Below are 15,333 nucleotides of genomic sequence, written 5' to 3' on the forward strand. Positions count from 1 at the left end.
CTTGGCAGAGCCAAACCGCCTAATCGCCCCGCAACATCCCGGCCAAATCTTGTCCTGCATAGGCAATGGTCAGGATCACCACATCATCGCCCGACGCCACGTAACCAATCGTCGCGCGCCGCCGAAACGGTATCGTCCGCAAGCCGGGCCGGAGATCGTCACGCGGCGTCCCGCGATGGGCGAACTCCGCCAGCGTCAGGCACCGCTCGATCAGATCGTTCGTCAGGCCATCAGCTACCTCTGCCGAAGCCTCCTGCGTCACATAGGCCCGCAAAGCATCCAGCTGCCGCCAGACACGCGGCGCGAACACGACGCGGTATCGCCTCATCCGCGCGCGCGCCGCGCGTCTGCCAACTTCCGCCGCACCTCATCGACCGTCATCACGGCAGCGGGATCAGCCTTCCACGCATCATAGGCGGCGGCGAGTTCCTCCCGCTCCCACGCCACTCGCGCTGGATCGTCGTCCCGCGTCGCCAATGCGCGAAGGCCCTCCTCCACGACTTCACTCACACTCGCATACTCCCCCGCTCTGACCCGCGCCTCAACGGCATCGGCCAGATCTTCAGGCAGTTCGATATCAAGACGGCGGGTGGATTCCATCGGGGCCTCTCGCGATAGGCCGAGAGGATATGATGGAAGACGGGGTGGTTCAAGCTCATGCGTCTTCCATGAGAGCCGTCGTCCCCCTGTCTCCGCTCGCCGGGATGGCAAACTGTCGCAAGTGCGGCGGTTAGCTTGTGATCATCAGCGGGCTAAGGCTTTCCCGCGAGTTGCCCAGAAAGGATCGTCGCAGGGCTAATCAAAGGCAACGCATCGTCTTTGACGAGCCCATCGGTCACAGGACGAAATAGTGCTGCCAATATGATAGCTCTGTCTGCATCTTCTGATACCGCTTGCTGCTCTAAAAGAGCCAGATAAGTATGCGCCATACTTTCTCTCGACCTAGCATCAACTGCCAAGTGTTGCTCTGCCATTAACATACGCACCAGCACTCTCAGCAGCCAGAGGAACAATGTCAAATATAGTAGCGACACAGATCCAGCGAATATTAACTCGTGAACCCAAGTAGGACGAAGAGTGCCTGCCTGAACAATCGCGGTACCCTCGACCAATGCGTCTGAAAACAACCACTTGGCCAAAGACAACGCCCCCCAAGATACGGCGACAGCTAGCGATGTTCCAACCACACCGGTGCCTAACGCCCACCGCTTCCTTTCCAAATAGGTATTCTCGTGCCCTTCGGCTCGGTCTCCCCATTGCTTGACCGCAGCGCGTATTTTCAGTTGAGAAACATAAAGGTCGTAGGACTCCTTCCAGCGGGCTGCTCGATCATTCTCCGCACTCTGATACCCCCCCTCTCTCCGCTCCTCATTATTGGCAAATTCCTCAGCGAGTCGCGCGGAAGTGGCGGCAAATTGATCGATTTCACGTCGCGTCTCTTCTAAATTTTCTTCTAACTTCGCGTGGTGCTCTGCATAGTCTTCTTCGATGCGCCGCACCGCTAGTCGTATAGAGTCCCGGCTACGACGAACCGCTTCGGAACCGAGCGCCTCACCGTCCGCCCAAGCCAAGAAAACGCCTTCCAACCCTCCTCGCGTTCCGACATCAGCCAAGGACTCTCCCGGGGAAGCTACTAAGTATCTCAACGCGCCGGCAGCGACATGGATACCGCGCTCATGGAACAACTTTCTAACTAATACGGCTTGAGGATAATGCAAATTTATCGGCTTAGTGGATTTAAAAAGCCTCGAAATGTTCGACGAAAAATTCTCATCATTGTCCAAGAACTGCTGATTCAAGTTTTGGAAATGCTGCCGCATTTCGTTCCACTTAGAAATTACATAGTTCAATTGAGCCGACGGTGGGGAATTTTGATTTGATGCCGCTTGATAAAACGATTCATCTTCGTTTCGCCACAGCCCACGCTGTTCATCAATAAAACTAGATATCTGCTCGCGTTCTGAAAACGCTCGAAGACCACCAGCAAATGGACCAAGTTCAATATTCAGCATGCTGACGCTCCCTATCCGAAGATTGGCGAATGAGGAATTGGCGTAACGGTCTCATGGTGAAGGGGATAGCGCTTTCCCAGCGTTCATTTCGCCAACTGGTTGTGGATCATGGACAGCCAATCAAGCCATAGCCTGCACCGTCACGGGAACAAACCGCAAACAAACCCCTTTCCTACAAGCCCCATCCCAGCACATAATCTTGTGGATGAACGACTCGCCCACCCCGCTCGCCGCGTCTCACGAGGATGAAGCCATCCTCGCCTTCACGCCCGCCCCCACCTGTGGCCGCGCCGATGGCTGGACTGCGCGGCGACAAACCGACTTCATCCACGCGCTCGCCGTCATGGGCACCGTCACCCGCGCCTGCAAAGCCGTGGGGATGAGCCGCCAGACCGCATACAAATTGCGCGAGCGGCCGGAGGCGGCCGATTTCGCCCGCGCATGGGATGCGGCGTTGATGATGGGCTATGACCGCATGTTCAGCATGGCGATGGACCGCGCGCTCAACGGCGTCACCCGCCCGCGCTATTATCGCGGGCGTCAGATCGGCACGATCACCCGCCCCGATTTCCGTATGGCGCTGGCGGCGCTCGCCGAACCTCCCGCACCGCCCCAGCGCCGTCCGAAGCTGACAGAATGAAGCGCGTTGCGCGGAACTTCGTCAGTTTCGCGACGCCGCCGCGCCCCGCTCGACCCGCACCGCACCAACCGCCCACAGCGCCCACGCGATCAGCAGCGGCTGCGCCAGCAATCGCGGCACATGGTACCACGCCGACAGTCCTGTCCCGCTCCCGCCCAGCCACGTCAGGTCGATCATCGCGTGCTTCACATTGGCCGGCCACACGCACAGCGCATAGAGCGCCAGTGCCCAGCCCGCCGCCAGCCGCCATTTCCGGGTCATCAGTGCCGCAACACAGATCAGCTCGGCCGCGCCGGTGGTCAGCACCACCTCGCGCGCGTCCCACGGCACCCATGAAGGCACGATCCGCACCATCGCGTCGGTGTACAGGAAATGCGCTACGCCGGCCGCTGCATAAAAGGTCGCCAGCGCCCACCGCCCGATCCGCCGCGCCCGCGTCTCCGGCACATCAGGGCGCGCCGCGTCCATCGCCTACAGCTTCGCGGCGGCTTCGATAATCGGCACGAACTTCTCGGCGGTCAGGCTCGCCCCGCCGACCAGCGCGCCGTCGACATTGTCGACCGCCAGGATGGTCGCGGCATTCGCGCCGGTGACCGAACCGCCATAGAGGATGCGGATCCCCTCGGCCTTCTCCGCGCCGACCATCATGCCCAGCTTGGCGCGGGCGATGGCGTGGATCAGCTCGATTTCCTCCAGCGTCGGGGTGCGCCCGGTGCCGATCGCCCAGCGCGGCTCATAGGCCAACGTGAACCAGCTGCCGTCCGCATCCTCGGGCACCGATTTCTCGATCTGCGCCTGCACCACCCGCTCGGCGCGACCGGCATTGCGTTCCGCCTCGGTCTCGCCGACGCACAAGATGACGTTCAGGCCGTGGCGATGCGCCGCCGCTGCCTTGGCCCAGGCGTCGTGGCTGGTCTCATTCTGGTCGGCCCGGCGTTCGCTATGCCCGACGATGGTCAGCGTGGCGCCAGCGTCCTTCAGCATCGGGGCAGAGATGCACCCGGTATGCGCGCCGCTGTCATTCTCATGGCAATCCTGCCCGCCGATCGGCATCCCGCCCGCGACCGCGACCGCCGGGGCAATCAGCGTCGCCGGGGGGCACAGCGCGACATCGACGCCGGGATTGGCGGCCGCCGCCTCGGCAATCGCCGCGACTTCGCCCAGCGAATCGGTGACGCCGTTCATCTTCCAATTGCCCGCCACCAGCTTTCGCCGCATCCCGCTTCCCCTTTGTCCACTATTGGACAAGCCGATAGGCGGCGATGTCCCGCCGCACAAGCATCATACCGCCACCGGTGCCGTTGTCGCTTGATGCCCGTCCCCCTGCCCCCTAAAGCGAAGCCAATTCTTACCTTCTCAGCGGGTTTCCATGCTCACCAATTTGCGCCGCGTCATTTTCTCGACCCCCGGCAAGATCGTTGCCCTGCTGCTGCTGGTCGCCCTCGGCGTCGGCTTTGCGATGATGGACGTCCAGAGCCTCGGTGTTGGCGGCGCATCGTCCGGCGGCGCTCTGGTCCAGGTCGGCGACAAGAAGCTGACCGAGCAGGAGTTGCAGGACCGCCTCCGCAACGCGCTGGAACGGGTGCGTCAGCAACAGCCGATGCTGGATATGGCGCAGTTCGTCCGCACCGGCGGGTTCGATCAGGTGCTGAACCAGGTCATCGACGGCATGGCGCTCGAGGAATATGCCGCCGAGCACGGCATGGCCGTCTCCCCCGCCGCGATCGATGGCCAGATCGCCTCGATCCCCGCGTTCCAGGGTTTCGACGGCAAGTTCAGCCAGCAGCGCTTCGACCAGTTCCTCTCCGAACAGCGGCTGACCGCCGAACAGGTGCGCAGCGACATCCGCCGCGAGACCCTGGTCCAATGGCTGATGGCACCGATCGCCAACGCTGGACCGGTCCCGACCGAACTGGCCGTGCCCTATGCATCGCTGATGCTGGAACGGCGCAAGGGCTCGGTCGGCTATATCCCGATCGGCGCCATTGCCATGGGCAACCCGCCGACCGACGCGGAGCTGCAGGACTATTACAAGAAGAATGTGGGCCGCTACACGCTGCCCGAGCGTCGCGTGGTGCGCTACGCCGTGGTGATGCCGACGCAGTTCGAGGCCGGCGCCAAGGCGACCGAGGCCGAGATCGCGGCCGAATACAAGAAAAACGCCGCGCAATATGCTGCCAGCACCCGCCGCAACCTGGCGCAGATCATCGTCGCCGACGAGAATGCCGCCAAGACGATCGCGGCCAAGGTAAAGGCCGGTACGTCGATGGCCGACGCTGCCAAGGCGGCGGGCCTTCAGGCGTCGACCTTGCCCAATGCCGAGAAGGAAGCGTTCGCCCGCGCCAGCAGCCCCGCTATCGCCAATGCCGCCTTTGCCGGGGCACAGGGCACGGTGGTCGGCCCGCTGCGCTCTCCGCTGGGCTGGCACATTGTCCGGGTTGAGGGGATCGAACAGGTTGCCGGCAAATCGCTCGATCAGGTCCGCGGCGAACTCGCCGAAACGATCTCCAAGACCAAGCTGGCGACCGCGCTCGCCGATCTGCGTGCCAGGATCGATGGCGAGATCGCCGACAATGCGACCTTCGACGAAGTGGTAGGCGCATCGAAGCTGAAGGCGGAGACCAGCGCGCCGCTGTTTGCTGACGGCCGCACCATGGGTGCCGGCGAGGCCGCGCCCGATCCCACGCTGGCGCAGATCGCCCAGGCCGGCTTTGCCATGGAAACCGGCGACGATCCCCAGCTGATTCCGCTGGGCCAGGAGGGCGCCTTCGCGCTGGTCAAAACCGACCGGATCGTTGCCGCCGCGCCCCGTCCGCTGGCAGAAATCCGACCTGATGTGGCCGGCGACCTTGTCCGCAGCCGGCAGCTTGATGGCGCGCGCAAAGCCGCCAACGCGATCGTCGCCAAGCTGGGCAAGGGCATGCCGATCGCTCAGGCGATGAAGGAAAGCAGCCTCAACCTGCCGCCGATCCAGCCGCTCGATGCCTCGCGCGGTCAGCTTGCCCAGATGGGCGATCAGCTGCCCCCGCCGGTGCGCCTGATGTTCAGCATGGCCGAGAAGAAGGCCAAGGCGATCCCGGCGCCCGAGCGCGGCGGCTACTGGATCGTCCAGCTCGACGACATCGAAGAGGGCAATGCCAAGGGTAACGCCGCGCTGATCGGTCAGACCCGTGGCCAGCTTGGCCAGCTGATCGGCAATGAATATGCTGAACAGTTCGCCGCCGCCGCGCGCAAGGCCGTGAAGGTCAAGCGCAACGAAGCCGCCATTGCCGCGCTCAAGGCGCAGCTGAGCGGTCAGGCGACGGGCGGCAATTGATCGCCATGCGCGGGGGGATTGAGGGGATCGACGCCGCCCGCGCGGAACTCGCCGCCGGTCGGCCCGCGCTGATCTGGCGGCGGCAGCTGGCGGATACCGACACCCCGGTGGCCGCTGCACTGAAGCTGATCGAGCCGGGCCGGGGCGATTTCCTGCTGGAATCGGTCGAGGGTGGCGCGGTGCGCGGTCGGCACAGCATGATCGGTCTCGCCCCCGATCTCGTCTTTCGCGCTCAGGGCGAAGCGGCTGAACTCAACCCCGATTGGCTCACCGACCGCGACGCATTTGTCCCGGCGGATGCTCCGACGCTCGCCGCCTTCCGGGCGCTGGTACAGTCGTGTCGCATTGACGTGCCGGCCGAATTGCCCCGGGCCCTCGCCTGCCTGGTCGGCTATTTCGGCTATGAGACGATCGGGCTGGTAGAGGCTTTGCCCCGTGCCGCGAACGACGCGTTGGGCCTGCCCGACATAATCTTCGTGCGCCCGACCGTGATCCTGATCTTTGACCGGCTGGCAGATTCGCTGTTCCTCGTCGCGCCGATCTGGCCCGACGCATCGGCCGATCCCCAGCAGCGGATCGACACCGCCGCCGATCGGATCGATGCCACCGCGGCGCGCCTTGCCGCCGCCCCGCTGCCGCCTCGCGCCGTTGCGGAGGCGATGGACGTCGTGCCCCAGCCGGTCGTCGCGGCCAGCGACTATGCCGTCATGGTCGACCGCGCCCGCGAATACATCACCGCCGGCGACATTTTTCAGGTTGTCCTTGCCCAGCGCTTCACCGCGCCATTCGCGCTTCCACCGATCGAACTGTATCGCGCGCTGCGCCGGGTGAACCCCTCACCCTTTCTCTATTTCCTCGACCTGCCCGGCTTTGCCCTGACCGGGTCGAGCCCGGAAATTCTCGTCCGCGTCCGCGATGGCGACGTGACGATCCGCCCGATCGCCGGGACACGACCACGCGGTAAGGATGCCGCCGAAGACGAGGCGAACCGCGACAGTCTGCTCGCCGATCCCAAGGAGCGCGCCGAACACCTCATGCTGCTCGACCTTGGCCGCAACGATGTCGGCCGGGTCGCAGGGGCCGGGTCGGTCAAAGTCACCGACAGCTACACCGTCGAATTCTACAGCCATGTGATGCACATCGTATCGAATGTGGTGGGCAGGCTGCGCCCCGACGCCGATGCGCTGGACGCACTGTTCGCGGGCTTCCCCGCCGGCACCGTCAGCGGAGCGCCCAAGGTCCGCGCGTGCGAGATCATCGCCGAGCTCGAACGCGACCAGCGCGGTCCGTATGCCGGTGGCGTCGGTTATTTCTCGCCCGATGGGTCGATGGACAGCTGTATCGTCCTGCGCACCGCGATCGTGAAGGACGGAACGATGCACGTCACGGCCGGCGCGGGCATCGTCGCCGACAGCGACCCCGCCTATGAACAGCGCGAGTGCGAGGCGAAGGCCGGCGCCCTGTTTGCCGCCGCACGCGAAGCCGTTGCCCGCGCGAGCGAGCCGGGCTTCGGCCAATAACTAGTCGTCGAGTTCGGCGCCACGCGGCATCGCCGCCTCTTCGTCCTTCTTCGCTTTCATCTCCGCCTTCCACTGCTGCAGCATCCGGATGGTGCAGCCGCTCTGGCCATAGCTGCCGATCGGGCTACAGCTCCCGGGCAGCGTCGCCCGGTTGACCTCATCGACCAGCTCGGCGCGGCGAACCCAGCTCGTTCCTGCCGGCCCCGGTTCGCTTTTCCGCAACGCCTTGGGAATGCGGAACGGCGAGTCTCCGGGCCGTGCGCAGATCACAACCTCGTCCGGGCTCTCGGCTTTGGGACAGGATTCCTCGCCATAGAGCAGCACACTGCGCACCCGTTGCGGCGGCACGCTACCATCCGCACCACCTTGCTCCTGTGCCATGACGGGCGATGCGGCCAGCGATGCGATGAGGAACGGACGGATCATGCTGGCCTCCTGGACTGAGGCCCAGTCTATCGCACGACGTCCCATTAAGCTGGGCTGAACCACCATGCCCAGTGCTCACATCGTTTACCCCAAACGGGTGAATTTATCACTTGCATCGACTTACCCAGCGCGGGTAAGGGAACCGCATGACGACGTTAGCTGGTTCCAAAATTCGCCGCTTCCGTGAGGAACGCTCCATGTCCCGTGCCGCATTCGGCGCGTGGTTCGACACGCCCGGATCGACGGTTCAAGGCTGGGAAGAAGACGGAAAGCGGGCCTCTCCCGCCGTTCTCAACCAGATCGCGGCGAACGGCATTGCGCATCATCAGGACTGGTATGTCCATGTCCGAAATCTGGAGCAGGCGATGGACTGGACCCCTGACAGCTGGACGCGCGCCGAAGCACGGCAGTTGCCGATTTACCCCGACGGCGCCGCGCTGACCGCCGCGACCGACACGCTGTCCAATTTCCCGCCACTGGTTTTCGCGGGCGAGGCGCGCGCACTGACGCAGGAGCTGGCGCGTGTGTCGCGTGGCGAGGCATTCCTGCTGCAGGGCGGCGACTGTGCCGAGAGCTTCGCGGAGTTCCACCCGAACAACATCCGCGACACATTTCGCGTGATCCTTCAGATGGCGGTGGTGCTGACTTTTGCGTCCAAGTTGCCGACGGTGAAAGTCGGTCGCATGGCGGGCCAGTTCGCCAAACCGCGGTCGGCGGATACCGAGACGATCGATGGGGTCGAACTGCCCAGCTATCGCGGCGACAATGTCAACGACATCGCGTTCACCGCCGAGGCGCGCATCCCCGATCCGCAACGGATGATCCGCGGCTACACCCAATCCGCCGCGACGCTGAACCTGCTGCGCGCCTTTGCCAGCGGCGGATACGCCAATCTGCATCAAGTGCATAAGTGGACGCTCGACTTCATGGGCCGCAGCCCTTGGGCCGACAAGTTCGCCGATGTCGCCGATCGCATCGGCGAGGCGCTCGACTTCATGGAAGCGTGCGGGATCAACCCCGAAACCGTGCCGCAGTTGAAGCGTACCGATTTCTACACCAGCCACGAAGCGCTCCTGCTCCCCTATGAGCAGGCGCTTACACGGCAGGACAGCCTGACCGGGGACTGGTACGATACCAGTGCGCACTTCCTGTGGATCGGCGATCGAACGCGTTTCGACGGATCGGCGCATGTCGAGTTCCTGCGCGGCATCGGCAATCCGATCGGGATGAAGTGCGGCCCGAGCTTGGAGCCCGACGCACTGCTGCGCATGCTCGACACGCTCAATCCGACCCGCACGCCGGGCCGGATGACCCTGATCACCCGCTATGGCCATGACAAGATCGAGGACGGCCTGCCCAAGCTGGTGCGCGCGGTGAAGCGCGAAGGGCATCCGGTGGTGTGGAGCTGCGACCCGATGCACGGCAACGTCATCAAGGCCGCGAATGGCTACAAGACGCGTCCATTCGATCGCATCCTGGCCGAAGTGCGCGGCTTCTTCGCCGTTCACCGCGCCGAGGGGACCTATGCCGGCGGCATCCATGCTGAGATGACCGGGCAGAATGTCACCGAATGCACCGGCGGCATGATTGACGTCAGCGAACACGACCTCGCCGACCGCTACCACACCCATTGCGACCCCCGCCTCAACGCGGGCCAGAGCCTGGAGCTCGCCTTCCTGCTCGCCGAAATGCTCAACGAGGAGATGGCGGAGCGGCGCAAGGCGGCGTGAGGACGAACCGATCCTGCGGGGTTACAGCGCCCGCAGGATCGGTAGTCCGGCTATTGCCAATTTCCCAGCAGCACGAACGGTGCCCAATAGAACGGGTGCGCATAGCCGGTGACCGCCGGTCCCGTCGGCCCACTCCGTGCCGCGCGGCCGTTGCCGCGATCAGCTCCTGTACCCCCTTGCCCATCCATCAGCGCGATCTGCGCCTGGCGCAGGGCCTCTGCCTTGCTGATGCCCCCCTGTGCATGGATCGCGTAGAAACGCTGCATCAGCACTGCGGTCGACTCATCCGCCACCGACCAGAGTGAGGCGAGGACCGCCGACGCGCCTGCCTTTTGCGCGAGTTCGGCGAGGCTGGCGTCGACCTCCGACCCGTTCTGGTTGCCGCCCGGCACGCCGGTCTGACAGGCCGACAGCGCGAGCAGATCGACGTCGATCGCCGTGAAGCTGCCATCCTTGATAAACTCGGTCAGCGGCAACTCCTTGCCCGTGCCCAGCAGAAGAAAAGACTTGTCGGCACTGGCCGGATCGAGCGCGAAGTGCGACGCGATATGGATCACGCGATAGCCCCCGGCCATCGCCGCCCCGAGCGCGGCCCGGTCGAACGCACCATCCAGCCGGACCACGCCGGGAAGCACCCCGGTGGTCGCGCCGTCCGCGCGGACGATGCCCGACAATTCGGCCGGCACTGCAGGCAAGGGGCTCAGCCCGGCACCGCCCTGGCTCGCCCCCAGCGCAGCGACGCGCCACTCGGTCGAGTCCGACGGCCCCATCTGCACCTCGTCGATCGACCGGAACGCGCTGAAGGCGTAGCGTTCGGCGAGCCATTGCTTGCCGTCATGGAGCGCGGCCACCGGCAGGTAGCGCAGTGCATCGTCGAGCGAGAGCATCACCTGCCGGACCCCCGCTGCCCGCAGCGCCTTGTCGACCGGTTCGAATATCGCTTTGTAGAGCTTGGACGCGGGGTCCGTAATGAACACCGCCTGGTCGCTGATCGCCTGTCGGTAGAGGCCGATATCCTTGCGCATCGCGGTGATGTCGATCGGCACCACGACGGATTTCTGGTAGTTTGCGGTGGTGATGAGCCAGTGGATGCGGTCAGGCAGCACCACGGCATGCAGTGCGGCGACGTCCTTGCCCAGCCGTCGGACGGTCGAAATGAGGCGTGGCTGGATCGATGCGACACGGTCGGCCTTTGCCTGCTGATCCGGGGCCAGCGTGACGTCGAGTCCGGCGACGACATTGGCCAGATCGCCCAATTCGCTGCGGAACGCGGTTTGCGCGGCTCCCAGCGCCGTGGTCGCCGCTGCCAATTCCTGCTGCTGCGCCGGCGTCAGCGCGTCTTGCCGCTGTAGCGCAATCAGCCGGTCGCGCGCCGCCCCCGCCTGCGCCAGCGCCGCAGTGGCGGCATCGAATGCAGCCATGCTCTGCATCTGCTTGGCGTCGAGCGGCATCTGATCGAACGCCTCGCCCTCGCGCCGTTTGTCGCGGGTATAGTTATAGCTCTCGAAATCCTTGAGCATGGCCAACACATGCTCGGCCTCGCCGAACCGGCCCATTTCCATGAAGATGCCGGCGAGATAGCGATAGCGGTCCTGATGGACGCGGATGAAGCATTCGCGGATCGACGGATCGAGCTCGGAGATGCGCTTGCGCGCGTCCTGCAGCTTGTTGACCGCCACCTTGGCGAAGAACAACGCCGCCTCGCGCCGCCCGCCGCCGCTCGCTTCCTTGGCGGCGCTCGACCAGTGGCATGAGGATTCGATCAGCGCGAAATAATTGTCCCGGCTGCCGAAGCGGCTGGTGAGCGCCGCTTCCTTGATTGCGAGCGAGCGGACCTTGGTCGCCAGATACTGGTCCATCTTGCCGTAGAGAAGATAATGCTCCTCCAGGCCGCGGAACCCTTCGAACACGGCATATTCGGAGCCGTTGTCGACCGCAGTATCCAGTTCCTTGCGCAGCACCGCCTCACGCGCTTCGAATGTCGGCTCGGCAGCAAGGCCCTCGGTCTGCGGGCCGATCGGGATGGGGGTGAATCCTTCGATCCGCACCAGGCATTTGATCGTTGCCTGCGTCCCGCATGCGTCCTGCCATTTCCTGGCGTCGTCACTGCCCCGCCGCACGGCTTCCGCCAGCCAGTAACGCGTCTGTTTGACGTCGGCCGGCATACCCCAGCCCAGCGCGGAAGCCCGCACCATCGCCGCCGCACCACCGCTCCAGGGCGTGGCCGCCGCATGCCGGAACCAGCGCAGCGCCATCGCGGGGTCCTTGGGCACGCCGGACCCGTGCAGATACGCCTCACCCAGCGCAACACGTGCGCTGTAATCCCCGCAATGTACTGCCCAGCGCAGCAGGCGAATCGCCTCCTTGGGGTTCGCCTTGGTCCCGTCGCCCGCGAGATACATGCGCGCGAGCAGGACCGCATTGGCAAAGCTTGCCGACGCCGCGCGTTGCATCCATTCGAACGCTTGCGCGCGGTCATATTGCGGTGCGCCAGCCCGCTCGGCCGCGGTGAACTCCAACTCGCCCTTGTAATAGAGTGCCAGGCTCAGCGCCGCATAGCCGTCGCCGCGGCGATAGGCCTCCTCCCAGGCGCGCACCGCCCTCACCGCGCTCTTCTCCACCCCAAACCCGTTGAGGTGGAGATAGCCTAGCGCCCGCTGCGCATCGGCCGAGCCACGTTCGGCGGCAATGGTGAACCATTTCAGCGCTGCTGCGGTGTCACCTTTACCGTCGTCGAGCAACCGCCAGGCATATTTGGCTGCCGGTTCCTTCATCCCCAGTTCGGCCAGCGCGGCAAAGGTCGCGACATGCGACGCGTCACCGTTGAAGTTGAACACCCGCGGCGAGTCGAACTGCGCGAGAAACGCAGTCCGTCGCTCCTCGGGTAACGCCTTGAACTCGGCGGTTTCGGCATAGCGCACCAGCTCGCGCTGCGCCGCCTCCTGCAGCTGCAGGTCGATCATCAGCTTGAGCTGGTATTCCTTCGCCACCGACGGGTCGCTGGCGGCCTTGGTATATTGGACCGCGAGCGCGAATTGTTGCCTGGCCAGCTTACCCGCCTGCAATGCCTTTGCGACGTCCGTCAGCACCTTGGGGTCGGTCAGCGCGGCGATTCGTTGACGCCATGGCGCGCTGTCGATCTTCAGCCCGCCCGCATCCATCAACGGCCCGGGATGGGCGAGTGCGGCGAGTGCCCACCCCGCCCCCTTGTCTGCGCTGGCCGTCAGGATGCGGAGCGCCGCAGCCCTGTCGGCGTCATCGGGTGCGTCGCGGAGGATCACTTCGACCAGATCGGACGCGGCGTCGTCTTCACCGGCAGCCAGCGCCTTTTCATAATATTTGCGCGCCGCCTTCAGATCCATCGGCACCTGTTTGCCGGCGGCAAACACGTCCGCCGCAATGGCGATATCCGTGGGGTCCTCGCTTTCCGCCAACTTGTGATAGAGCCGGATCGCGGCCGGATTATCGCTTGGCACCCCGCTGAATTCACCTGCGGAAAGATCGAGAGCGAGGCTGCGCGTCGCACTCATGCTGCCGAGCTCGGCGGCCTTGCGATACCAGGCGCGGCCGGCTTCCAGGTCGCGCGGCATTCCCCTGCCGTTCTGGGCCATGAAGCCAAGGCGAACCATCGCCTCGGTGTCTCCTGCATCGGCCGCCTTGCGATACCATGCGATCGCCATCTGGATATCGCTGACCAGGCCGATCCCGCTTTCATAGAAGGCGCCGAGGCGCCGCATTGCGCCCCTCTCGCCGCGATCGACCGCAAGACGGATGAATTCCGCCGCGCCCCGCTCGTCCTTCGGGCCGCCCTGTCCGCTCTGGAGCATGACGGCGTAATTCTCGGCGCCCCAGCCCGATCCCTGATCGGCCGCGATCCGGTAAAGCCGTCGCGCCGCGACCAGATCCTTGGGACCGCCCTGCCCCGTCTCCTCCATATAGCCCAGCGACGCTGCGGCGTCCGGCTCGCCCAGCTGCATCGCGCGCTGGTACCATGTGCGGGCGCTCGCGAAATCCTTTGGCACGCCCTTGGTGCCGAAACGATAATGATCCGCCAGCGCATTGGCCGCGCCGGCGTGGCCAAGCTCCGCTGCGCGCGCATAGGTAGCGATTGCGGCCGGAACATTGATCGGCGTGCCGGTGCCATTCAGATAATAGTCCGCCAACCGCCCGAGCAGCCAGACATTGCGCCCCTTTTCCCCCGATCTGGCCAGAGCGAACGCACGCTGCAGATCTTTCGGAACCCCGCTGCCGGTTTCATACATCGATGCGAGTGTGTTGACGGCCTGCAGGCTGCCGCCGGCAGCGGCGCGCTCGATCAGGCTCAACGCCGCCCTGGCGTCGCCCGCCTTGCTGATAGCGCGTCCGAGATTGGCCATCACCGCAGCGTCGCCCGGATGCGCTTCGAGCGCGCGCCGACATAGTTCGATGGCGCGCTCGGCGACCAGCGCGTCGAAGTCGACGCCGGTCTTGTCGTCGGGGGTGGGCAGACGCGCTTCCTGCGCGCACGCCTTGCGCATGTCCCCCTCCCGCGCCGTGGCAAGGCCGGGGGTCATCGCGGCGAGCGATGCGCCCGCACATAGGACGAAGCTGCGTCTCATCTGTTCCCGCTTTCGCGGACAGTATCCAACAGCTGGGGATGCGGTGACAAGTCCCGCAATTCAGACGTAATTGGATGCCAGAGGGCCTGTAAGCCGGGTTCTGTCCACGCGGCCCTTTCCCGTGTGGGAGTTGCGCGCGATAGGCGACCATTCCTCTAGGCCCGCATTTGCATGGGGGCTCAAGCAATCAACCCGGGCCGCCGGGCGGAACTCCCGATGCGCGGCCCCTATTCGATCTTGCTCCCGGTGGGGTTTGCCGTGCCGCTTCCGTTGCCGGTCGCGCGGTGCGCTCTTGCCGCACCCTTTCACCCTTGCCCCTACCCGAAGGTGGTGGGCGGTCTGCTCTCTGTGGCACTTTCCCTGACCCCGGCGAACCGGGACCGCCGGGCGTTACCCGGCACCGTGTTTCCGTGGAGCCCGGACTTTCCTCGGTACACTTGCGTGCAACGCGGCCGCCCGGCCCTCTGGCACAGGCGGCGATAGGCTCAAACGCGGCGCGGTGCAAATAGCGGCTTCGCGGCGGGCCACCATGACAGCCAGAGCTCCACGGCGAGGAGGGGCAGGACGAAGCTCAACCAGCCCCGGGTCGCTGCACGCAACTCCGCATTCTCGATAAAGCCGAGCAATCCTCCATCCGCTGCCGCCATCATCCGCACCCACACGAACGACAGCGCAATCGCCGTGGCGCGGATGAAGAATGCACGATGCAGGTCGAATCGCCGTCGCCGTGCCGCCTGCCATGCGACGAGGACGAAGCCGATCCACACTGCCGCGAACAGCGTCAGTGGCACCTGGGTCTCCTGCGCTGCGATCGTGCGCCCCAGATGCAGCGCGAACAATCCGGCGAGCAGCGAGGCCGCGAGATAGACCCGCCCCAGCGCGCGGTGCAGCGACGGCCAGCGCCCGCGCAGCGACGCTGCGAATTGCATCGGCGCGATCAGCAGCACGGGAATCGCCAGCGCGACATGCGCGAAGTACCAGATGCGGCGACCCCACAGGGTCTCCCCCGTCGGGACTTCGCGCGTGGCAATGAAGGCGAAGGAGTCGTTCAGAAACCACGCTGCAGCCACCACGACGATCAGCCAAAATCC

The 15,333-nt window shown here is 65.0% G+C and carries 12 protein-coding genes and 1 other RNA gene; 4 read left to right on the forward strand and 9 right to left on the reverse strand.

What is annotated here, in order from left to right:
• Positions 1 to 19: 19 nt before the first annotated feature.
• From ACO05N_RS14605 to ACO05N_RS14615, 3 genes are all read right to left on the reverse strand, one after another.
• Entirely contained in the window at positions 20 to 310 is a 291-nt protein-coding gene (locus ACO05N_RS14605; protein ID WP_422057800.1) for a type II toxin-antitoxin system RelE/ParE family toxin, read from the reverse strand.
• 14 nt (positions 311 to 324) lie between these two features.
• Positions 325 to 600 (reverse strand): ribbon-helix-helix domain-containing protein, encoded by a 276-nt coding sequence (locus ACO05N_RS14610; RefSeq protein WP_422057801.1) that lies wholly within the window; start codon positions 598 to 600, stop codon positions 325 to 327.
• A gap of 152 nt (positions 601 to 752) precedes the next feature.
• Entirely contained in the window at positions 753 to 2,012 is a 1,260-nt protein-coding gene (locus tag ACO05N_RS14615; RefSeq protein WP_422057802.1) for a DUF6161 domain-containing protein, read from the reverse strand.
• 205 nt (positions 2,013 to 2,217) lie between these two features.
• Here ACO05N_RS14615 and ACO05N_RS14620 point away from each other — a divergent pair, with 205 nt between their 5' ends.
• Positions 2,218 to 2,652 carry a hypothetical protein gene (locus ACO05N_RS14620; protein WP_422057803.1) on the forward strand — a complete coding sequence of 145 codons (435 nt, stop codon included), beginning with the start codon at positions 2,218 to 2,220 and terminating at the stop codon, positions 2,650 to 2,652.
• Between the two features lie 21 nt (positions 2,653 to 2,673).
• On the opposite strand, the gene ACO05N_RS14625 is transcribed toward ACO05N_RS14620, so the two are convergent.
• Both ACO05N_RS14625 and tpiA read right to left on the reverse strand, forming a co-directional pair.
• On the reverse strand, positions 2,674 to 3,120 hold the full coding sequence (locus ACO05N_RS14625) for a hypothetical protein (RefSeq protein ID WP_422057804.1): 447 nt from the start codon (positions 3,118 to 3,120) through the stop codon (positions 2,674 to 2,676).
• A gap of 3 nt (positions 3,121 to 3,123) precedes the next feature.
• Positions 3,124 to 3,870, reverse strand: a complete 747-nt coding sequence (gene tpiA / locus ACO05N_RS14630) for a triose-phosphate isomerase (RefSeq protein ID WP_422057805.1) — start codon at positions 3,868 to 3,870, stop codon at positions 3,124 to 3,126.
• Between the two features lie 151 nt (positions 3,871 to 4,021).
• On the opposite strand from tpiA, the gene ACO05N_RS14635 reads away from it, so the two are divergent.
• Together ACO05N_RS14635 and ACO05N_RS14640 are read left to right on the forward strand one after the other, a co-directional pair.
• Positions 4,022 to 5,968, forward strand: coding sequence for a SurA N-terminal domain-containing protein (locus tag ACO05N_RS14635; protein WP_422057806.1), 1,947 nt, complete (start codon positions 4,022 to 4,024; stop codon positions 5,966 to 5,968).
• Positions 5,969 to 5,973: 5 nt separating this feature from the next.
• Complete coding sequence (locus tag ACO05N_RS14640) at positions 5,974 to 7,488, forward strand: anthranilate synthase component I family protein (protein ID WP_422057807.1); 1,515 nt, start codon at positions 5,974 to 5,976, stop codon at positions 7,486 to 7,488.
• Here ACO05N_RS14640 and ACO05N_RS14645 read toward each other — a convergent pair whose 3' ends face one another.
• Positions 7,489 to 7,914 (reverse strand): hypothetical protein, encoded by a 426-nt coding sequence (locus tag ACO05N_RS14645; protein WP_422057808.1) that lies wholly within the window; start codon positions 7,912 to 7,914, stop codon positions 7,489 to 7,491.
• Positions 7,915 to 8,279: 365 nt separating this feature from the next.
• Here ACO05N_RS14645 and ACO05N_RS14650 point away from each other — a divergent pair, with 365 nt between their 5' ends.
• The gene (locus ACO05N_RS14650; protein ID WP_422058761.1) at positions 8,280 to 9,644 is read left to right on the forward strand and encodes a class II 3-deoxy-7-phosphoheptulonate synthase; all 1,365 of its coding nucleotides are present in this window, start codon (positions 8,280 to 8,282) and stop codon (positions 9,642 to 9,644) included.
• 50 nt (positions 9,645 to 9,694) lie between these two features.
• Here the strand turns inward: ACO05N_RS14650 and ACO05N_RS14655 are convergent, their stop codons facing one another.
• The 3 genes from ACO05N_RS14655 to ACO05N_RS14665 form a co-directional block, all read right to left on the reverse strand.
• Complete coding sequence (locus ACO05N_RS14655) at positions 9,695 to 14,242, reverse strand: CHAT domain-containing protein (RefSeq protein ID WP_422057809.1); 4,548 nt, start codon at positions 14,240 to 14,242, stop codon at positions 9,695 to 9,697.
• A gap of 73 nt (positions 14,243 to 14,315) precedes the next feature.
• Positions 14,316 to 14,710: RNase P RNA component class A (rnpB, locus tag ACO05N_RS14660), an RNA gene on the reverse strand.
• A 17-nt stretch (positions 14,711 to 14,727) separates the two neighbouring features.
• The gene (locus ACO05N_RS14665; RefSeq protein WP_422057810.1) at positions 14,728 to 15,312 is read right to left on the reverse strand and encodes a DUF2306 domain-containing protein; all 585 of its coding nucleotides are present in this window, start codon (positions 15,310 to 15,312) and stop codon (positions 14,728 to 14,730) included.
• Positions 15,313 to 15,333 lie beyond the last annotated feature (21 nt).

Origin of the sequence: Sphingomonas sp., from assembly GCF_965227385.1 — a bacterium.
Classification (GTDB): domain Bacteria; phylum Pseudomonadota; class Alphaproteobacteria; order Sphingomonadales; family Sphingomonadaceae; genus Sphingomonas.